Below are 20,951 nucleotides of genomic sequence, written 5' to 3'. Positions count from 1 at the left end.
ATACACAGTAACCGACTTATCGCAAAGTCTGCGGTTTCAAGAATACAAGCAAAACCACTTCAGAAAAGTAAACTTACTGAGGTAAAGAAATGACATCCGTAAAGATATCACCTGCTTTTTTAATTTTTTGTTCGTTGCCCATAACGCTGATATGACTATCTTTCATAACCGAAGCTACCACTTCAGCCAAAGCCGTCAAATCTTGCTGTTTGCAGGCAATAACCTGCTCACGCAAGCGTTCCGCATCTTCCGGTGTTGCTTCACCGAAATATTCACTCATAGCACGCGGACCGCGCAAAGACGGTGTCAAAGTAACATCCAAACCACTCATAGTACCGATGATATACTTGCGCATTTCACGATCCGAAATAGCAAGCTTCTGTAAGTATTGACTGAGTTCTTCATATACTTTCAACGTTTCCGTCAAATTAGGATCGCGATAACTGCAAAGCACAAAGTTACCGTTATTGTAGAAGTTTACAAAAGCACCGTACGCACCGCCCTGAACACGGATACGAGTCCATAAGTAGTCATAACGCAATACCGTTTCAAGCACTTTCATGGCACCGCTCGGTTTGAAACCGTGATCACGGAAGTTACCGCCTTGAGCCACATATTGTACTTTACCGGAAGTAACAATCCCTTCATTAACATACTGCTTCGTAATCTTTAATTGGTCAGCCGGTACTGCTTCATTTGTCCACTGCGGTAAAACATCACCGAGCAATGTTTCAAAAACTTCAAATTCCTGTCCTTCACCGACAAAGTTAATATCCACATTAGACGGGCGGAATAATTTAGCTGCCACAGCCGCCAACTTAGCAGGCAATGCTTTAAGGGCTGCTTCATCATTAGCCAACTCTGCCAATTGTTCAAAGTAACCTAAACCGTTTAAGTCACGGAATTTACCGACTTCCGATACTTGAGCCATAACACGATTCGATACAATCGTATGACCGCGGCGGAATGCTTCCGTATCCCAAATAGCTTTAGTTTCTTTAATAAGTTCAGTCAAACGAGCCACATTCGTGTATGTGCTGTCAATAATTAATTCCGAAACGATGCGCACCAAGTCTGCCAACTTAGCATGTAAAGCTTTGGCACGAACAATGAATAACGGCGTAAACGCATCACGTTCGTTATATTTGGTGTAATCCGACAATGCGGAACTGAAACCGCCTAAGTTTAAATTGATATCTTTGGCAATTTCATCATAACCGCGTTTGGCTGTATCCACACGAGAAATAAATTCACTCAATAAATTAGCATAGAAAAGTTCTTCTTCGGTGAGACAATCTAAACGGAAATAAAAAGCCGTATAGTTGATGCCTTTTGCCTTAGTCGGTACAAAGTGAAGCGTAGCATCACCCAACTTGCTGTCGATACGTTCAACACGTTCAACCTTAGGAGACAAATCACTTAATTCCAAGAGAGGAATCGTAGCCAATGCTTCTTCCGTATCCGGTGCCGCCTGACGTGCTTTTAAAGCTTTTGTCTGCGCTACAATTTCATCAATTTCTGCTTTGGAAAGCGTGGCTTTCAAAGCATTCAATTTTTCACGTTCAGCCGCTTCTTTCTTTTCCTGCAAGCCTTTTTCCGGATAAATGGAAACCAATGCTTTATGCGAGTTTTTAAGAATAGCCCGATCAATCAATTTTTCAAAATAACCGTTTGTGAGGCCTTCACGAAGCTGTTTTAAAGCACCTTCGTAGCGTAAAGCTTCAATCGGATCTTTGTCATAATTCCACTGATCCATGACGCGAATACCGTAAGCAAGACCGATAGGGCGACCGCCAAAATCAGCTTCACGCAAGGAAAATTCCGTAATATTTAAGGACGCTTCCAATAAAGTAGGATCAATGCCCTCTTTAACCAAACGAGCCAATTCCGTTTCCACCAATTCCTGCAAACGGCCCTGTTCTTTCATTTCAGAACCGGTTACGGAAATATTCCAAATCGGTTGACGTACGCTATCCAAGAAATAACCGCTGATATCACTGCCCACCCCTGCTTTAACAAGCATTTCTTTAAGCGGTGCGGCCGGCGAAGTCAACAAAGCATGAGTCAAAATATCAAAGCCCAAGTTATCGGCAACGGTCATTTCCGGCATTACGTAGGTAAGCGCATGCATGGTTTTGCCCGCTTCATTTTCATCGGAACCGATACTATACGGATAGGATGCAACTTTACCTTCCGCAAACGGCTGTTGCATAGTAATTTCGGAATCCACCGTAATGGCATCGAAGTTTTGCAAATATTCGTCATTGATGAATTTCAACTGTTCTTCGATGTCCATTTTGCCGTATAAGAAAATATAGCTGTTGGACGGATGGTAATATTTTTTATAAAATTCTTGGAACGCATCATACGTGAGGTCCGGAATATTATCCGGATTACCGCCCGAATCAACCCCATAGGTTGTGTCCGGGAATAATTCCGTCATCATATGATTTTCCAAAACAGAATCCGGCGAGGAATATACGCCCTTCATTTCGTTATAAACAACGCCTTTATAAGTCAATTCATCATCAGCGTTATCAAGCTCATAATGCCAACCTTCCTGCATTACGATTTCTTTATCGGTAGCCACACGCGGGTAGAAAACAGCATCCAAGTATACATCCATTAAATTATGGAAGTCCTTGTCATTTTTGCTGGCTACGGGATACATTGTTTTATCCGGATATGTCATAGCATTCAAAAATGTGTTCAAAGAACCTTTAACAAGTTCTACAAACGGCTCTTTTAATGGGAACTTACGGGAGCCGCAAAGCACGGAATGCTCCATAATATGAGCCACACCGGTGCTGTCTTTAGGCGGTGTACGGAACGCAATGGAGAATACTTTATTCGTATCATCCGCATCAATATATAACAAACGGGCGCCGGACTTTTCGTGCTTCATTAAATAGGCCGTGCCGTTTACTTCTTGAACAGTTTCAATCCGTTCGACTTTAAAGCCGCTGTATACAGTTTGTTCTTTCATATAAAACTCCTTTTACAAAAATCTATGGTTAATTTATGTGTTAATTGAATTACTGTGTGCTCAAATAAACTGTGCACAATGTATATTATACTAAAGTTGAGTAATATTTTCAAAATAAAACAGACTTTCTTAGGTTACTCATCAAATAACCTAAGAAAGTCTGTATAAAGTCAATCTATTAACCGCGATTGCCGATTACTAAATTATCATGAATAGCACGAATCGCATCTTTAACACGATCTTCTGCAATCAAGCAGGTAATGCTGATTTCAGATGTACTGATAATTTCAATATTAATATTTTCTTCGCCCAAAATGCCGAACATCTGAGCCGCTACGCCCGGTTCACCCAACATACCGGCACCTACGATGGATACTTTTGCCATTTTTTCATTAATAACATATTCTTCCATCTTCGTTTCCGCTTTAAGATTATCCAACACTTCGCGTGCTAATACAACATCGTCCAATGTAATGGTAAATACGATGTCCGTCTTCTGATCTTCAACGGTACGAATGCTCTGTACAATCATATCCACATCTACATTTTTATCTGCCAAACTTTGGAAGATATGATGGGCAATGCCCGGTTTATTTTCAACGCCTACCACTGAAACTTTCGCCACATTGGTATCATCGGCTACGCCCTGAATTACATGCTCATTTGCTTTCATCGTATAGTCCTCCCGAATAATGGTCCCTTCATTGTCACTGAATGTAGAACGTACATGGATCGGTACACCGTAACGGCTGCCCATTTCTACGGCACGTGGCTGCATAACACCCGCCCCCAAGCGAGCCATTTCCAGCATTTCACCGTAAGTAATCTCATCCAATTTAACCGCATTCGGTGCAATTCGAGGATCGGTCGAATACACACCTTCCACATCGGTGAAGATTTCACATACATCTGCCTGCATAGCCCCCGCCAATGCAACAGCAGTCGTATCGGAACCACCTCGGCCGAGAGTTGTAATATCACCGCAATCGGTAATACCCTGGAACCCTGCAACTACAACGACATTGCCTTCATCAAGTGCTTTGAACACACGGCTCGGATCAATCGTCAAAATACGACCTTTCCCGTGATTATCGCTGCTTAAAATACCGGCTTGTGCCCCCGTCATCGAAACGGCAGGCTGTCCTTTTTCCATAAATGCCATAGCCACCAACGCAATGGATACTTGTTCACCGGTTGATAACAAGCGGTCCATTTCTCGACCGAAAGGTCTTGATGTAACAGCGCGTGCTAATGACACTAAATCATCGGTCGTATCGCCCATAGCGGATACAACGACTACAACGCGGTCGTCTTCTTTTTTGTCGCGCAAAACGCGATTGACTACATTGTAAATTTTTTCCGGTGAAGCCACAGAACTGCCACCGAACTTTTTAACAATTAAGGCCACTATGCATCCCTCTTTATCTCTACAATAACTATAAAATATATAAAGATACTCTATCATATAACGGCCATGGATGTAAAGTAAAAAAGCCGAAAACTCCCTTTTTGAAGTATCTTATCAACCGTCTATTCTGGCTTTAACAGCCTCTACCTGTTCAAGCAATTCATCAATATTGAAGTAGCCGGCCCGACGCATAAGCTCTTTGCCGTCCATATACACAACGATAGCCGGCACCGTAAATACACTCTGCTACGCCGCTTTCGCCGGTTCGAGTTCAACGGATACATAGCTGTAATCAATACCTTCATGTTCCTTTACCCAAGCGCCCAGTTTCGTCTCTAAGGCGCCGCAAGGCTGGCAGGTATCGGAACCGTATTGCACAATTGAAATCATTGAATCCCGCCTTTCATAAAAACGAATCTTATACCGGCCAAACGCTTAAAGATCTGCATTTATAAAGTATAACCCCAAGGTCCCCGGTCTGCGGTAGTAAAAAAGCGCCAAGACCGAAGTCTTGGCGCTTATTAGCTGTAATTTACAACGCGGTAAATCGGAAAAAGTTATTATTGAACAACGATATCTTTTTCAGATTCCCATAAGCCGTGGATATTGCAGTAAGAAGTAGCAATCAATTTACCGGATTTTTTGAAAGAAGCTACTACTACACCGGCTGCTTCTGCATATACAGGACCTTCGTTGGCGCCGGCAGCGGCTTCACCATGTACGTTGAATTCGAGGCGAGCTACTTCGTAAGGAAGAGTTGTGCCTTCTTCAACATAGTATAATTTAATCCAAGAAATATGATGTTCAGTCGTGTTTGGATGAGCAATATCTTTACCAACTTCCAATTCGATGTGAACTTTTTCACCTGCTTTTACAGTATCAGGTGCAGTAATTACAGGAACGTGTTTTTCGTTTTTAAAGTCTGCGGATTTTACATAGTTTGTTACTGCCATTGATATAACCCCCTTGGTCATAAAACTTATATCCTATAAGAACTATCTTATAGTAAATAAATTAATAATTACTATCTATAACATAATTATATCATTTACCCGAATTTTTTCAACTACGAAATGCGAATTTTTTCGATTTATAAACAAGCCTTTGACACGGATTTTACTAAAACTCAATGCCGCGAGCTGCTTTGATGCCCTGCTGATACGCATGCTTAACTACGCGCATTTCCGTAACCGTATCGGCCATTTCAACGATTTCCGGCTTCGCATCACGACCGGTCAAAACAACGTGTAGACGTTGCGGTTTATTTTTTAATAAATCAACCACCTGCTCAACCGACAGTAAACCAAATTTTACGGCATAGTTGATTTCATCAAAAATTATGAGGTCCCACGTATCGGACATAACTTCATCCGTCAACATTTGCCAGGCTTCACGAGCGGCCTTTTGATGAGCCTGTAAATCGGCTTCGGACGTTTCTTTATTGTGAAAAATAAAGCCTTTACCCATAGGGCGAATCTCAATCGGCATACCGGCTTTTTGCAAAGCCGCAATCGCCTTCAATTCGCCATAAGCAGAACCGCCTTTGATGAACTGAAGGATCAGTACCCGAAAGCCGTTCCCTACGGCACGTAAAGCCACGCCAAGCGACGCTGTGGTCTTGCCCTTACCGTCACCGGTATTCACCAAAATTAAACCGCGATTGGCATTCGATGCATTATCAGTCATGGCGAGCCTCCTTGGCACGGTATGCTTTGGCGGCCGCCACAAACCGTTCGGCAGCGTCTTCATTACCGGCAAAGTTCAAATGTAAATAGCTGGCCAATATATTATCCTTGCTGTAACCGCCTTTATACGATTGCGGCTTACGACCGCCTTCAAATTGGAACGCCCATGGAAAATCGGCTTCATCGGCATTTTCAGTCAACTCCATAGTGGAAAAATGGAATTCGTGACCACGCAAAGATTCACCTTTAGGTGCCAACAACGTGTCTTCTAATGCTGTGGCCGTCACATAACCCACTTTTTGAAGTTTTGCCTGCATAACGCTTTTAGCCGGTACAAGACCCACCATAGGACGGGTAATATCTTCAAAATCGGTAACGGCTTCACATAAATACATGAGCCCGCCGCATTCCGCATAAATCGGCATACCGTCAGCGGCCGCCTTGCGAACAGCCTGTGCCATCGTTGTATTTTGGCTTAAGGTTTCAAGGAACATTTCGGGGAAACCGCCGCCAAAGAATAAAGCATCCACATCAGGCAATTCGCTGTCAGTTAACGGGCTGAAATACACCAAATCGGCACCTTCAGCCGCCAAAGCCTGAAGGCTCGCCGGATAATAGAAGGAAAAGGCCTCATCATAGGCCACACCGATTCTGGCTTTTTCACCCGTAACCGTTTTAACGGTTGCTTCCGGTACCATCAAGACAGGTGCCTCTTCAGCAAGCTTAGCTAACGCCGCTAAATCAACACTTACTTTCACCGCTTCACGTATCGTCGTCAACGCCGATTGCGGATCTGTTTCCGTCACCGGCGTAAGCCCTAAATGACGTTCCGGTGAATGCATCCGTTCATCGCGGCGAATAGCACCGATAACGGGAATGCCAAGTCGTTCCATGGCGGAACGAATCATATGCTCATGATTGTCCGAGCCGATGCGGTTAAGTAATACGCCGGCTAAATTAACGGCCGGGTCATATTCTTTAAAACCTTTGGCAATTGCCGCCGCACTTTCGCCCATCGCTTTACAGTCGATAACGAGAATTACCGGTGCATCAAGCGATTTAGCAATCTCAGCGGTGGAGCTCACGCCTTCACGACCACCGTCATAAAGCCCCATAACGCCTTCCACAATCACCAAATCCGCATCGCCTGCCATATCGGCAAAAAACGGTTTCATTTTATGAGGCGGAACCAACCATGTATCCAAATTGTAACAATCACGACCACTGGCCAACTTGTGAAAACCGGGGTCAATATAATCAGGGCCTACTTTGAAGGCTTGTACAGCCTTACCCTGTTCATGGAAAGCCGCCAATAAACCGGCTACAATGGTCGTTTTTCCTACACCTGAATTGGTGCCGGCTATGACAACTCTCGGAATGGCATATGATTTCATAATATTAGCGATCCTTACGCTTAGCCAATACAGTGGATAAATAATTCAATTTCAAGTCTTCAGGCAATTTGTCGAGACCACGATATACTTCTTCACCGTCAAGACCTACACGACTGATCATAACAGCTTCGTCAGCCATATCGTGTTTTTTCAAAACTTCCTGAACTTCGTGGAAGTTGCGATATACTTTCATGATGACCGCATCATCAGCTACAGCCAATACTTTGTCGATTTTTTCTTTAGGAGCGGTAGCCGGTACAATAGCCAACACTTCTTCTTTTTCTACAATCGGATAGCCTAAATGGGAGCCGATAGCACAGAATGCAGTTACGCCCGGAACTGTTTCAATTTCAAAACCGGTGTTTTCGATCAAACGATATACATACATGTAAGTGCTGTAGAACATTGGATCGCCCAAGGTCAAGAACACTACATTTTTGCCTGCTTCCAAATAGCTGACGATGATTTTTTTAGCTTCCTGCCAGCCTTCGGCCTGGGCATTGTCATCAAGGACCATTGGGAATACTACCGGCACGATTTCAGTGTGTTCCTGAATGTACGGCTTAGCAATATTAAGGGCTACAGAACCGTCTTTCTTTTCGGTTTTAGGGGTAATAATAATATCTGCTTCCCCAACGATACGAGCTGCTTTTACTGTCATTAATTCCGGATCCCCGGGGCCTACACCGATACCAAATAATTTACCTTTCATGATAAACTCCTTTTCTTAACACTTGATAACAAAACTAACTATAAAAAATGATTCATGCTTATGGTCATACTTTATTATTGTATGCGTTACCTGCTCTAAAGAGCAAGCCTTATTTATTAAATTGCAAAAAACACAACGTTGAATCTTTAAAACCCAATTTTAAAAATATAAACAAGTTAACATTTACTTGACATTAGGAATTGACGGGCGATGAGTATTTCGTTTTTCATAACGACCGACTATGGCATCTGCCAAATGTTCAGCAAAAATTTCCTGAATACCGCGATATTCCCCAAGACCGTTCAAGTGGCGAACCACCTCAAAGCCTGCTTCTTCAAGCATACTTTGGACGCTGTCGTCTTCATCTCCGAAGATATCATTTAACGCATGATCACCGGCCACCAAGAGCAACGGATGCACATGAATACGGCCCGGACGTTTGCCATCAAGCCATTCCCACGGAATGACCGTATCTTCTAAATGTGGGAAACATTCCAAAGTGGTAACACGAATATTGGTATGACCGGCACGCCACAATTTTAATTGCAAAGCCGCATACGCCGTGTTACCAGCGGCCATACCGCCGTGACCGACCAGCAAAAGGCCTTCTTCTTCCGGTACATTGAGTTTTTTAATAAAACGCTCAATCAACGTATCATAATCATCCGGCCGTTCTTCCTGACCAATGAAATATAATAAAGGACGACCGATAGCAATATGACGTAATTGGCCTTGACCTTCAAACGCCATAATATTGGCTTTCAGTTTATCGAATTCTTCACCGCCAATCATATGAAGCGGTTGTACCACAATTGATTCATACCCTTCCGCAATGAGTGACTCAATAGCGCTTTGTTCCGTATCAATCGTCTCGCCCCGTTCACGTAAACGTTTAACAATAATACGTGAGGTAAAGGCTAAACGAACCTCTTGATCTTTGTATTGATCTTTAATAAACTCAAACACCGGATTAATCTGATTGGTTCTTGCCGTCGGCACCGTAGTGCCGAAAGCCACCACTAAAACAGCTTGCTTCATAGACCCTCCTTTATAAAAAACGGTCCCCAAAGCGAGGACCGTTAACTATTAAATTTATTATCATTTCTCAATTTATATTGTACAGCCCATATGGAACCGACTCTAAAATCTTTTATCTCAGGCCCAGCTTTATTAAACAGCTACGCTTGCACGACTTTCGTTTTCAGACTTAGCCTGTTGATACGCCTGCTGTTTACGCTCAATCATACGAATGGATTGTGCCAAATGCTTCAAGAACAAGTCCTGAATAAACGGATTCTCGCCTAAGCCTTCATTCCAAATCGATACGCCATAACCTTGTTCAGTCAACAGTGTAGCCACTGAATCGGAACGATCACCACCAAGATAATCCATTAAGTGTTCTGACCCGATAAGCGCCAACGGCACTACCAATACTTCCTTATGATCCAAACGATCGAGCAAAGTTAAAGCCTGTTTGAAGTTCGGGAACCCGTTAGATGTAAATACCGCTACATTCTGGCCGTTGCCATATAGGCATTTCAACTGCAAAGCACTGAATTCCAATTGATTTTGGCCGTTAGCCATCAATAAGATGGATTTATTTAAAGCACGAATATTTACATGTTTCATGATGGCATCAATGGTCGCCACATAATCATCAGCGTAGTTTTTCACACCTAAGGAACTCAATAACGGTTTTCCTACGTGAATCCGCATAGCATTACGCTCCATGTTATAGGTAAATACGGCGATAGCTTTGCGCATCTTTTGATAACATTGATCGGCTACTAAGGCAAACGGTAAGACAAAAACATCGCGCACGCCGGTATTCTTAAATTCGGCCAACACTGCTTCCAAGGATTGCACCGGATTATTATATTTTTCATTCCACTTCTCAACCAATGCTTCAGCCAAAAAAACTCGGCGAATCACGGCATCGGGATATGATTTTTTAATCTTTGCTTCCATTATGCCTACGGATTTTTCGACGGCTTCGCCGTAAATTGAACCAAATGTTGCTAAGATAATACCCTTTGTACTCATATTTAAAATCCTCCGATATCAAGAATACCTCTAACCTGTTACCATAATCGAACATCTTAATCAGACAAAAGTTTGTCATATTTCACATTATCGAAAACATTCGAAATATATGTTGATTATTATTTGTTGGTATAATGATACGTTAGATTTTATTTTCAGTCAATGAGAACTTCTCTCATTTTTAACTTTATCAGTGATTATCAACGATAAATCAAAAATTTAATTATATTTTCATCGACTAAATCTATCTTTAACGATTTACTTCTATTTTCATCGATTTAAAGAAGATTTATCGTAAGTTACAAATACAAAGTCTACCACTTGTTTGCAGGTATTATATTAATAATTCAGATAATACTGTACTAACCACGGTCATAGTCAGGTACTGACATTACTAAATGATTAACATCCTACGCTTTTGAATCTTTATGCAACTATATACATTATTTATGTAATTCAATACTTAATAAATAATCCGTATATGTATAACTAACTGAAAATGCTATAGCTTTACTGATAACAATTAAGGTTGCGAGAACACACGCGGTGCTACAACACCAAAAATTTCAGCAATCATAGGCAAATATTTACCTTCAATTAAGGTACGTTTACGTTCACTCTTCGTGATGAGCCACAATTGCTTACCGTTATACGTGATACGTAATAAACTGTTAATATATTCGTTGAAATCATCTTCACCCATGGCCTGTTGCAATTCCAATAATTTAGAATGTAACGGTTCTGTTTGATATTCTTCACGTTCCAATGCAGGCGTAAACGCCACTTCATATACCGATTCCGATACTTCACGAGGACCGGCAGCATTTGTAAATTGATCCATTATATGGACCTCCTTTGTAATATAATTGTCATTAATCATAGAGTACAATTGCCGTATGACAAATAATATTCTATATTCATAGTACCAAACTTTGCCGGCTTTGCCTATGTATAAACAAAAAAGTACGACACAAATAACCAAAAGTTATTACTCATTCTCCCCAGGTATACCCTACCCGGTATTGCATTGACAGTGGACATTTATTCCACTATAATGATTATCAAATGAATACGACCTTCAAGGTGCACGACTTAAAAGAGAAGAGCAGTAAAAGCTGCCGCGGTCCCGCCGCTGTAAGAGGGAGCACAATCAAGATGCCACTGGAACTTTCCGGGAAGGTGATTGTTGCGTTGAACTTGAGCCAGAAGACCTGCCTTGATGGATTGCCGATAACCCACGAACGATGGCGAGGTTAATCAATGTCACTACTTGTACTATACACTGACATACAATAATTTATACATTTATAATAAACTTTATTAAGCTTATTATCTAATGATTTCCGTCAGGTGCTTAGCATCACTAGTGTATTATTCCTCTGCTCGCGTGGGCAGAGGTTTTTTTGTATTTAATTTTATTTTTTAGTTTTATTTTTTTAATCTTCTTTTTATCACGAGGAGTGAATGAAATGAGTAAACAAATTTTCAAGAAAGCATTAGCTACAACGTTGGCAGTGGCCGCATTAACAGGTTTCGGATTCCTTGGTACCCAAGCAGATGCAGCTTACAAATTAAGTGATGAAGTAACAACGGCTACACCTGCATTATTGGAAGCAACTGAAATCGGTGTTCGTACTTACAACACAACCGATCCTGTATTGGCTAAAGCACCAAACAAAGATGCTATCGTAGTAATGAGCTTTGGTACTACTTTCACTGACACTCGTGCTAAAACAATTGGTGCTACCGTTAAAGAAATTCAGGAACAACATCCGGGCGTAAAAGTAGTAACTGCTTTCACATCCCATATCATTATCGACCGCATCAAAGCTAAAGAAGGTATCACTTACCCTACCCCTGAAGAAGCTCTTGATCAATTAAAAGCTGAAGGTTACACTCGCGTTGCTTTGGCAACTCTTGACGTAATCCCTGGTATCGAATACAACTACAAAACCGCTGTTTACAACCAGTACAAACATAACTTCAAAAAAATGACATTCGGTACACCACTCATGTACTGGATGGGCCAGGAAGGTCAAACTGACGATATCGCTAAAACAGTACAAGCTGTAGCTACTCAGTTCCCTAAAGTTGGTCCTAAAGACGCTGTTCTTATTATGGCTCATGGTACTCCTGATCCTTCCAACGCTTACTACGCTGTAATCCAAGATCGCTTGGAATCTGCAGGTCTTAAAAACACTTACATCTACACTGTAGAAGGTTGGCCAAGTCTTGAAGACATTATCCCTCAATTAAAAGCTAAAGGCATTAACCATGTAACCCTTATGCCATTCATGATGGTAGCCGGTGACCATGCTAACAATGATATGTCCGGTGACGAACCTGATTCCCATAAATCCATCTTGATGGCTGACGGCTTCAAAGTAGACACTTACATTCATGGTCTTGGCGAAAATCAAAAAGTCCGTGACTTGTTTGCCGCTCATGCTCAAGAAGCTTGGGAAGCCCTTGAAAACGACGCTAAATAAGATAAGTAACCAACCCGTTACTTTTTACCGTAAGGGTTAAGTCAAATAATAAGGAGGCTGTAAGAAAATGTAGAGTATATCACATTTTACTTGCAGCCTCTTTTGATTGTCTTATAAATTGTAAAGCCATTAAAATTGTCTTTTACGGAATTCAACTATATTAAAGCCATAGGCAAGCGATACAACCTGTGGTATAGTACAAATAAGCAGTACAACATGTAATCGTACTTCTATCTTTACGAACTAAATTCGCTATAATCTATCAGGCAGGTGTATTATGAAAAAATTTTCACGTTTAACCATCATTGTAATGGCGATGACAGTCATTATGACCCTCCTTGCCGGCTGTGGCAAAACAGACTCAACATCGTCTAATGAAACCCGTACTCTGACGTACAAAAATCAAACGTATACGGTACCGGCTAAACCCGAACGAATCGCCGTATTGTCCAACTCCCTACTCTACTTTCTTGACGCCGTTGACGGTAAGTCCGTAAGTCGAGTAGAAACAACCGATGAATTGCCGGCTAATCTTAAAGAATTACCATCCTTGGGTCAAACCGCCAACATCAACATGGAACAACTTTTAGGCTTAAAACCGGATTTGGTAATCGGCCTCAGCAATCAGCACGGTAAATATGAAGGTCAATTACAGAGCAATAAATTACCGTATATTTTAATTGCCTATGACGGCATTAAAGACAATGTGCCTCTTTTACAATTCTTAGGCCAATTGACAAATCACGAAGATAAAGCCAAAGAAGTCATTGCTCAATATAACGGTAAAATTGACAAAGTAAAAGCAGCCATTAAAGATGTACCCCCTGCCCGTGTAGCCGTATTACGCGCTACCGGTAAAGCCGTAACCGCCGAAACCACCTTAGCTGTAACAGCCGCTATAGTTGAAGAATTGGGCATGCAGAATGTGGTATTACAACATGGCGATTTTGACAAATCCGCCAAAACGATTCCATATTCTTTAGAAACCTTGGCTTCAGACGATCCTGACATCATCTTCATCGCTACAATGGGCAAAAAAGACGAAATAACCAAAACAATGGAAAAAGAAATGACGAGCAATCCTGCTTGGCAGAATTTAAAAGCTGTTAAAAACGGAAAGGTATTCTACTTGCCATCCAATTGGTTCTTATTGAATCCGGGCTTGCATACGCCGGACGCTATGGCAGAACTTGTAAAAATGGCCTACGGCATCGATGTAACATTCTAATTTGATACATAGCTAAAACCAACAGATTCTGTACCATACAAAAAAACTAAGAGGCTCTACCGAACGCTGATGACATTCATCAACCGTTCGGTAACGCCTCTTTTTTAATGGCAATTATAAGATTCTATCGCCTGTTCTGTTATGTTATTGCTATGTTATTGCTATTCTAGCGGTATTCGATTGTTATTCCCACAATCGAATCACTCAGCTTACGGCACAAGCCCTTCGATTTTAATATACGGGCTGTTATCGGGGCCCTCTTCGATAACAGATTCCACTGAAAATACAGTTTTCAAAAGTTCAGCCGTCATAACCGTCTTTGGATTGCCCATAGCTGCCAAATGCCCTTGATGAAGCACCGCCACCTGATCGGAGTAGCGAGCGGCCTGATTAAGTTCATGAAGCACCATAACTACGGTAAGTCCTTGTTCGCGATTCAAACGACGGAGCAATTCCATCACTTCGAACTGATGATTAATATCCAGATACGTCGTCGGTTCATCCAAGAGCAAAATATCCGGTTCCTGTGCCAAGGCCATCGCAATCCAAACGCGCTGTCGCTCCCCACCGGATAATGATGACACCGGTTGGTTACGCAAATGCGTCGTTTTTGTTACCGCCATAGCACTTTCCACGGCTTTACGGTCTTCACCAGCCGTATTACGCCACCAATTCTGATGCGGAAAACGCCCACAATAAATGAGTTCTTCCACCACCATATCGCGAGGAACTTCCGGGGATTGCGGTAAGAAGGCCATCCGCTGTGCCAAGGAACGTGGCGAATAGGACAATGCTTTTTGACCACTGATATAAATGGTACCGTTAATCGGCTTAACACTGCCGGTAATACATTTTAATAGTGTACTTTTACCGCATCCGTTAGGTCCGATAAGCGTCGTAATTGCACCGGTCGGCACTTCCCAGGTAATGCCCTTCAACACATCTTTTTGTTCAAAGGAAACCACAATGTTTTCAACAGCAATAGCCGGAACCGTTCCTGTTGCTGCAGATATTTGTACTTGATTACTCATAGTCATTAAGCATCCCTCCGCAACAAATATAAGAAGAACGGTGCACCGAAGAAGGCCATGATAATGCCAACCGGCACTTCTACAGGGCTAAAAAGCACACGTCCCAGCGTATCGCTGATAACAAGAACAGCGGCCCCCAAGAACGCCGAACCGGGCAGTAAGAATTTATAATCGGTTCCTATAAGCATACGTGCCACATGAGGAATGACAAGCCCCACAAACCCGATAAGACCGGCCACACTGACCGCACTGGCCGCCAAAAAAGCAGCCACTGCCGTCATAGTAAAACGCGTCTGTTCTACCGGCAAACCCAACCCCTTGGCGGTTTCATCACCAAGACTCAGAATTGTGAGTCGCTGTGAGCCCAAGAAGGCCGTAATTAAACCGATAACCGTGTACGGTGCCAACAGATATACCTGTGGCCAACTGCGTGCCGATAAGCCCCCTACCATCCACAGTAAGGCACCTTGCACGCGGTCGCCGTAGAACACCAGTAAAGCGGAAATACCGGAGCCTAAAAAGGCCGCTACCGCCACACCGGCCAAAATAATACGGGTCGGTCGAATTCCGTTTTTCCAAGCTAAGGCATATACCATAAGAGCTGCCGCCAAAGCACCTACGAAGGCCACCAGCGGTACCAAATATTCCCAGCTTGGGAAGAGAATCAGGATAATAACACCGGCCAAACCGGCACCGGAGGAAACCCCCACAATCTGAGGATCAGCCAACGGGTTTTTCATAACAGCCTGCAAAATGGCACCGGCTACCGCCAAATTGGCACCTACTAAGGCGGCTACAATATTACGAGGAAAACGGATATTCCAAATAACCATATCCTGTGTATCTTTTAGTTCGGAGCTCCATAAGGTTTGCCAAATTTTGCTCAAAGTTATATCCGCTGAACCGAACACAAGTGAAATAATCATAGCGGCAACAGCCAATGCCAAAAAGCTGAGTACTATAAAACTGCGCGTCACATTGCGATGACGTTCATTTGACCGGCCGCCTTTATTTACGGTACTCGCTTCTTGCGGATGATTACTCTGATTAGTCATTTTTCTTGGACTCGTTGTCTTGCACAAACAACATACCGTCACGTTTTACGCCGGTATAAAGTAAGGCATTTACAACGGAAGCGGCAATCGGGCTACCGCCTTTATTGCCTTTTACCGTAATGTACGGTACCGGCGATACTTCCATCAAATAATCTTTAGATTCAGCAGCACCGACGAAGCCTACCGGAATACCGATAATAAGAGCCGGTTTAACGCCTTCTTCCAAGGCGAGACGCAATACTTCATAAAGAGCAGTTGGTGCATTACCGATAGCAACGATCTGACCGTCTAATTGTTTACCGAACGTACGCATAGCGGCGATGGAACGGGTTACACCCAATTCTTTAGCCAATTCAGCAACTTTTTCATCTTTAATGAGGCAATGTACTTCACTGCCGCGAAGGGCTAAGGCCGGTTTATTGATACCGGTGCGAACCATTTCTACGTCGCAGTACACATGAGCACCGTTTTGCAACGCTTCAATCCCTTTTTTTACCGCATCGGGACTGGTACGCACGAGCTGAGCGTATTCTACGTCACCGGATGCATGGATGGTGCGGGAATATACACGCACTTCATCATCGGTAAGATTTAAATCTTTAACGTATGGATAAATGATTTCCATACTTTTATCTTCAATAGCTTTAGGATTTTTAATGTACTCCACTTGTCTTGTCCTCCCATAAATCACAGAACTCCTGAGCCGTGGAAATGGTCATAGCCCCTTTGGCAGGCTCCGGACGATCAATAACAATTATATGTAAACCTAAATCAATAGCCGCTTGAAGTTTCGTATCGGAACCGCCTACGAGGCCCGAATTCTTCATAACAACCACATCCGCCTTTGTATCGGCGAACATGACTTTGTTCATATCATAACTGAACGGACCCTGCATGGCAATAATCCGTTTCGGCGACACCCCGAGGTCTTCCATGATGCCAAGCACTTCCGCCGTCGGCAACACGCGCGTCCAAACATCAATATCCCGAAGGGCTTCCGCTTTCGCAAAAATCCCCATGGTTTTGCTGCCCGTCGTCAAGTAGACTCGCTTATTAAGCCCGCTAGCCAGTTCACCGGCCAATTGAGCCGCTTCTGCTTCGTTGCTTACATGATGTAATTTATCATAGTCAGGCAACGGTACTTCCTTGCGTTCAAAACGAAGGAACGGAATATTCATTTCAGCCGCCGCATCCCGTGCCGTAGCGGTAACTACGGCCGCGTACGGATGACTGGCATCAATCAAAAGACGAATATTTTTATCGGCAATAATCTCTTTCATCGCCTCTTTGTCGAGACGCCCCGTATGTACTTCGATGCCTTCGTGAGCCGCGAGCTGCGCCCCATATTGGCTGACGACCGATACGAATACAGGTTCCTTCGTCGTTTCACGAACGGTTACTGCTAAATTGCGACCATCTAATGTGCCCGCAATGACCCAAATCATAATTTATAGCCTCGAGGCGTAATCATGCGACCGTTTTCAACATAGGTCTGGCTGTTGCCGATGATAACCAAAGTCTGCATATCGATTTCTTCTTTAGTGAAGTTTTCCAAGTCGGAAATTACCATATGTTGGCCCGGACGACCGGCTTTTTGTACGATACCCACAGGTGTTTTAGGATCGCGATGTTTAAGAACCAATTCACGTACTTCATCCAAATGAGTTACACGTTTTTTACTGCGAGGATTATAAAGGGCAATAACCATATCCCCTTCAGCGCTCAAATCGGCACGTTTTTTGATTAAATCCCAAGGCGTCATAAGGTCGCTCAAGGAAATAACGGCGAAGTCGTGCATCAAAGGAGCACCCAATACGGCAGCAGCCACATTAACGGCGCTGAGACCCGGCACAATGTCAACTTGAGGACGTTGTTCGGCCGGTACTTTGTTGGCCAGTTCCATAACGAGACCAGCCATACCGTAGATGCCGGAGTCACCGCTGGAGATAACCACTACTTCGTGGCCTTCAATGGCTAAGTCTACAGCCTGTTGACAACGGTCAACTTCCTGCATCATAGCGGTGCCCACTTTTTCTTTATCCGCAATTAAATCGGCAATGAGGTCGAGGTATGTCAAATACCCTACCACACGGTCAGCCGCCAAAATAGCTTCGCGAGCTTGCGGCGTCATGAATTCTTCGTTGCCCGGTCCGATACCGATTACTTTGATTGTACCTGGGCGATGGCTACCGTTGTTCGCGGATACACCGTTTTCTTTTGTAGTAATGTTTGGCTCTTGGCCTGTAATAGTGCTGTTGTTTCGCATACGTTGCCTACTCCTATCGTCTGTTTAACAAAATTAGATTCTTCAATATGACTTGCTTCTATAAAAGGCGCCATTTCTTCTTGTGTGAAAAAATGAATGGGCCATTGTAACTCTTCTACAGCCGCCAGCAAACCGACTTCATCGGATTTGACATTCACCGAAGCGGCGGCAGCCACACTCTTAGGCGAGCGATTCACATTCAGCAGTGAATCTTTAATCGCTTCCAAAATTAATTCTTTGGGCGTATCGCGGCGACAACCGATACCTACCACCATAGTCGGCGGTCTCAGTACCAACGTCCGCGGTCCTACCGGCAGGAATAAATCGGTAATGATAACGCGCGCTACGTTTTCACCGCCTTCTTCGCATAAGAACTTGCCCATAACGGTATGCGGGTTGAAGCGAATGAGCGTAATCCCCTGTGCCTTCGCTGCCGCTTCATACTGATGGAAAAAATACAGCGTATCATCTACATAATATTTCACCGTTTCACCGGCTACGAGAGCCGAATTGACTTCACGCAACGCGTCAAAATCTTCCACCTTGCATTCAAGCTTACGCGCCAATACATCGGGCGCCGGAATACCATTCACATCGGTAGCTGTCGTAATAACCGGCGTAGCGCCGATAACCTGAGCAATCTCCGCCGTCCATTCATTGGCGCCGCCTAAATGACCGGATAATAAGCTGATGGCAAAATGCCCTTGTTCATCCATGACCACCACCGCCGGATCTTCCGACTTATGCTTAATATACGGGGCTATCATACGCACCACAATACCCGTAGCCATGATAAAAAGCAGCTTATCATAGGTCTTAAACCATGTTTCCATATGAGGCTTCATGGAGCTGAACAGCGTAGCCGCTTCCCCACTTTGACGGCCTTCTTTTTCAAAACATTCAACCATATGATGCGATGTCGCCAGGAAATACTTGCGCAAACGCTGCCCCAACTTGGCGCCGTGAGCCGTTACGGAAATAATACCAATCTGTTCGGAAACGGTCGAATATTGAATAAACGTTTTTAGGGTCGGTTTTTTATCCTGTATATCCAAAGTACTCACTCTCCGCTATTAGTCCTTGGCACTACGGTACATGTGACTGAAGCCCTTGTCATACAACTTGGACAATTCATAATCACTGTCAAGAACTTTACTTACCACGATCATGGCCTGACGCAATACGCCTTCCTGACTCACGATATCGGCAATCGTTTCTAAAGTGCCGCGAATGATGCGTTGATCCGGCCAGGATGCTTTTACCACAATCGCAACCGGCGTCTTAGGGCTGTAACCGCCGTTAACAAGTTCTTCCACTACTTTATCAATCATCTGCACACTGAGGAAAATACACATGGTTGCTTCATGAGCGGCGAGCATACCCAATTTTTCCTTCGGTGGCATCGGCGTACGGCCTTCCATACGCGTAATAATAACTGTTTGGGATACATTAGGTAAGGTGTATTCCTGTTTTAAAGCAGCCGCCGTAGCAAGGAACGAACTTACGCCCGGAATTACCGCATAGGTAATGTTCAATTCTTTCAAGCGGTCCATCTGTTCCTGAATGGCCCCGTAAATAGCAGGGTCACCGGTGTGCAAACGAACGATGGCTTTGCCTTCCGCGGCACCGCGCTTCATAACTTCGATTACTTCATCGAGGTTCATGGTTGCACTGTTAAAAATTTCGCAACCTTTTTTACAAGCCGCCAAAATATCCGGATTTACCAAAGAACCGGCGTAAATTACGATATCCGCTTCACTGACCAAACGATAACCTTTGCGGGTAATCAGCTCCGGATCCCCCGGGCCGGCCCCCACAAAATGAACTACCGGTACTTCTTGATTCGTCATGGCAGTATCGCCCGACATTGTTTTATCTGTACTCATGTGACAGTTTACCTCCCCGGCCTTACGGCCTCAAGTTATATATACTTCATCCGCCTAAACGACATATTCAGACGAACGATTTATATCTGTTCTCAGTAACCTATTTAGTTGCTTCTTCAGCATTAGCCGTTTCGGTCTCAGCCTGTTTAACTGCGGTTACAATAAAAATCGGACTCAATGGATTCAACAAATGATACGGACCGGCTTTACGGAAACGATTAATTTGCATCTGATAGCCTTCATAGGTGAAAGGACGACCTTTTAACGCTTTCAAAATCGTGTAACCGGTTTCCATGGTTACCGCCGTTACGACAAGACGGCCACCCGGTTTTAAGAGGCGCTCGGATTCATCGAGAATCGCATCCATACCGCCCGCACTGCCGCCGATAATGATGGCATCAAGGGCCGGTAAATCTTCCATGCCTTCCGGTGCTTTTGCCTCGATTACCGTTAAATTATTAACACCAAACTTCGTCATATTCGCCTTGATAAGTTCGATGCCCTTGGCAAAACGTTCAATAGCATATACATGCCCTTGCGGTGCCCCCAATGCCGCTTCAATGGAAATGGAACCCGTACCGGCGCCAACATCAAGAACATAACTCTCCTCCTGCACACGCGCTTCATTGAGTACGGCCATACGAATTTCGCGCTTCGTCATAGGCACATCGCCGCGAATAAATTCTTCATCTTCAATGCCGAAAAAATGCCGCATGGATACCTCCTTAATATATTAAGATTCAAAAGTCATAAATGAGCTTCAACGCT

20 protein-coding genes and 1 riboswitch are annotated in these 20,951 nt (G+C 43.6%); of the genes, 2 read left to right on the top strand and 18 right to left on the bottom strand.

The window, feature by feature from the left end:
* Window positions 1-73: 73 nt before the first annotated feature.
* From EO126_RS05055 to EO126_RS05015, 10 genes are all read right to left on the bottom strand, one after another.
* Complete coding sequence (locus tag EO126_RS05055) at window positions 74-2,986, bottom strand: insulinase family protein (RefSeq protein WP_006555004.1); 2,913 nt, start codon at window positions 2,984-2,986, stop codon at window positions 74-76.
* Between the two features lie 178 nt (window positions 2,987-3,164).
* Entirely contained in the window at window positions 3,165-4,394 is a 1,230-nt protein-coding gene (locus tag EO126_RS05050; RefSeq protein ID WP_006555005.1) for an aspartate kinase, read from the bottom strand.
* Window positions 4,395-4,640: 246 nt separating this feature from the next.
* On the bottom strand, window positions 4,641-4,784 hold the full coding sequence (locus EO126_RS10720) for a hypothetical protein (protein WP_006555006.1): 144 nt from the start codon (window positions 4,782-4,784) through the stop codon (window positions 4,641-4,643).
* Between the two features lie 170 nt (window positions 4,785-4,954).
* The gene (locus EO126_RS05045; RefSeq protein WP_040770711.1) at window positions 4,955-5,347 is read right to left on the bottom strand and encodes a class II SORL domain-containing protein; all 393 of its coding nucleotides are present in this window, start codon (window positions 5,345-5,347) and stop codon (window positions 4,955-4,957) included.
* A gap of 166 nt (window positions 5,348-5,513) precedes the next feature.
* Entirely contained in the window at window positions 5,514-6,080 is a 567-nt protein-coding gene (cobO, locus tag EO126_RS05040) for a cob(I)yrinic acid a,c-diamide adenosyltransferase (RefSeq protein ID WP_006555008.1), read from the bottom strand.
* Window positions 6,073-7,473: a cobyrinic acid a,c-diamide synthase CobB gene (locus EO126_RS05035; RefSeq protein WP_006555009.1), complete on the bottom strand. Its 1,401-nt coding sequence runs from the start codon at window positions 7,471-7,473 to the stop codon at window positions 6,073-6,075. Before EO126_RS05035 ends, cobO begins: the two co-directional genes overlap by 8 nt.
* A 4-nt stretch (window positions 7,474-7,477) precedes the next feature.
* Window positions 7,478-8,185, bottom strand: a complete 708-nt coding sequence (gene cobI, locus EO126_RS05030; protein ID WP_006555010.1) for a precorrin-2 C(20)-methyltransferase — start codon at window positions 8,183-8,185, stop codon at window positions 7,478-7,480.
* Between the two features lie 183 nt (window positions 8,186-8,368).
* Entirely contained in the window at window positions 8,369-9,223 is an 855-nt protein-coding gene (locus tag EO126_RS05025) for a sirohydrochlorin cobaltochelatase (protein ID WP_127007820.1), read from the bottom strand.
* A 132-nt stretch (window positions 9,224-9,355) separates the two neighbouring features.
* Window positions 9,356-10,228 carry a sirohydrochlorin cobaltochelatase gene (locus EO126_RS05020; protein ID WP_006555012.1) on the bottom strand — a complete coding sequence of 291 codons (873 nt, stop codon included), beginning with the start codon at window positions 10,226-10,228 and terminating at the stop codon, window positions 9,356-9,358.
* 523 nt (window positions 10,229-10,751) lie between these two features.
* Window positions 10,752-11,069: a hypothetical protein gene (locus tag EO126_RS05015; RefSeq protein WP_006555013.1), complete on the bottom strand. Its 318-nt coding sequence runs from the start codon at window positions 11,067-11,069 to the stop codon at window positions 10,752-10,754.
* A gap of 223 nt (window positions 11,070-11,292) precedes the next feature.
* A riboswitch (cobalamin riboswitch) is annotated at window positions 11,293-11,461 on the top strand.
* A 236-nt stretch (window positions 11,462-11,697) separates the two neighbouring features.
* Here EO126_RS05015 and EO126_RS05010 point away from each other — a divergent pair.
* On the top strand, window positions 11,698-12,717 hold the full coding sequence (locus EO126_RS05010) for a sirohydrochlorin cobaltochelatase (protein ID WP_006555014.1): 1,020 nt from the start codon (window positions 11,698-11,700) through the stop codon (window positions 12,715-12,717).
* A 277-nt stretch (window positions 12,718-12,994) separates the two neighbouring features.
* Window positions 12,995-13,945 carry an ABC transporter substrate-binding protein gene (locus EO126_RS05005; protein WP_127007818.1) on the top strand — a complete coding sequence of 317 codons (951 nt, stop codon included), beginning with the start codon at window positions 12,995-12,997 and terminating at the stop codon, window positions 13,943-13,945.
* Window positions 13,946-14,154: 209 nt separating this feature from the next.
* On the opposite strand, the gene EO126_RS05000 is transcribed toward EO126_RS05005, so the two are convergent.
* The 8 genes from EO126_RS05000 to cbiT all read right to left on the bottom strand — a co-directional run bounded on the left by EO126_RS05000 (window position 14,155) and on the right by cbiT (window position 20,898).
* The gene (locus EO126_RS05000) at window positions 14,155-14,982 is read right to left on the bottom strand and encodes an ABC transporter ATP-binding protein (protein WP_127007816.1); all 828 of its coding nucleotides are present in this window, start codon (window positions 14,980-14,982) and stop codon (window positions 14,155-14,157) included.
* Window positions 14,982-16,031: a FecCD family ABC transporter permease gene (locus EO126_RS04995; protein ID WP_006555017.1), complete on the bottom strand. Its 1,050-nt coding sequence runs from the start codon at window positions 16,029-16,031 to the stop codon at window positions 14,982-14,984. The genes EO126_RS05000 and EO126_RS04995 overlap by 1 nt, the downstream gene beginning before the upstream one ends.
* Window positions 16,024-16,698 carry a precorrin-8X methylmutase gene (locus EO126_RS04990; RefSeq protein WP_006555018.1) on the bottom strand — a complete coding sequence of 225 codons (675 nt, stop codon included), beginning with the start codon at window positions 16,696-16,698 and terminating at the stop codon, window positions 16,024-16,026. Before EO126_RS04990 ends, EO126_RS04995 begins: the two co-directional genes overlap by 8 nt.
* The gene (gene cobK / locus EO126_RS04985; protein WP_006555019.1) at window positions 16,685-17,476 is read right to left on the bottom strand and encodes a precorrin-6A reductase; all 792 of its coding nucleotides are present in this window, start codon (window positions 17,474-17,476) and stop codon (window positions 16,685-16,687) included. Before cobK ends, EO126_RS04990 begins: the two co-directional genes overlap by 14 nt.
* Window positions 17,473-18,162: a precorrin-3B C(17)-methyltransferase gene (gene cobJ, locus EO126_RS04980; RefSeq protein WP_006555020.1), complete on the bottom strand. Its 690-nt coding sequence runs from the start codon at window positions 18,160-18,162 to the stop codon at window positions 17,473-17,475. Before cobJ ends, cobK begins: the two co-directional genes overlap by 4 nt.
* Window positions 18,163-18,191: 29 nt before the next feature.
* A complete protein-coding gene (locus tag EO126_RS04975; protein WP_420883047.1) occupies window positions 18,192-19,352 on the bottom strand; it encodes a cobalt-precorrin 5A hydrolase in 1,161 nt (386 codons plus the stop codon).
* An 18-nt stretch (window positions 19,353-19,370) separates the two neighbouring features.
* The gene (gene cobM, locus EO126_RS04970) at window positions 19,371-20,183 is read right to left on the bottom strand and encodes a precorrin-4 C(11)-methyltransferase (protein WP_006555022.1); all 813 of its coding nucleotides are present in this window, start codon (window positions 20,181-20,183) and stop codon (window positions 19,371-19,373) included.
* Window positions 20,184-20,283: 100 nt separating this feature from the next.
* Window positions 20,284-20,898: a precorrin-6Y C5,15-methyltransferase (decarboxylating) subunit CbiT gene (gene cbiT, locus EO126_RS04965; RefSeq protein ID WP_127007814.1), complete on the bottom strand. Its 615-nt coding sequence runs from the start codon at window positions 20,896-20,898 to the stop codon at window positions 20,284-20,286.
* Window positions 20,899-20,951 lie beyond the last annotated feature (53 nt).

This window comes from Veillonella seminalis (assembly GCF_003992065.1).
GTDB classification, from domain to species: domain Bacteria; phylum Bacillota; class Negativicutes; order Veillonellales; family Veillonellaceae; genus Veillonella_A; species Veillonella_A seminalis.
Note: the sequence above shows the minus strand (reverse complement) of the source record. Positions and strands in the feature narration are given on the sequence as shown.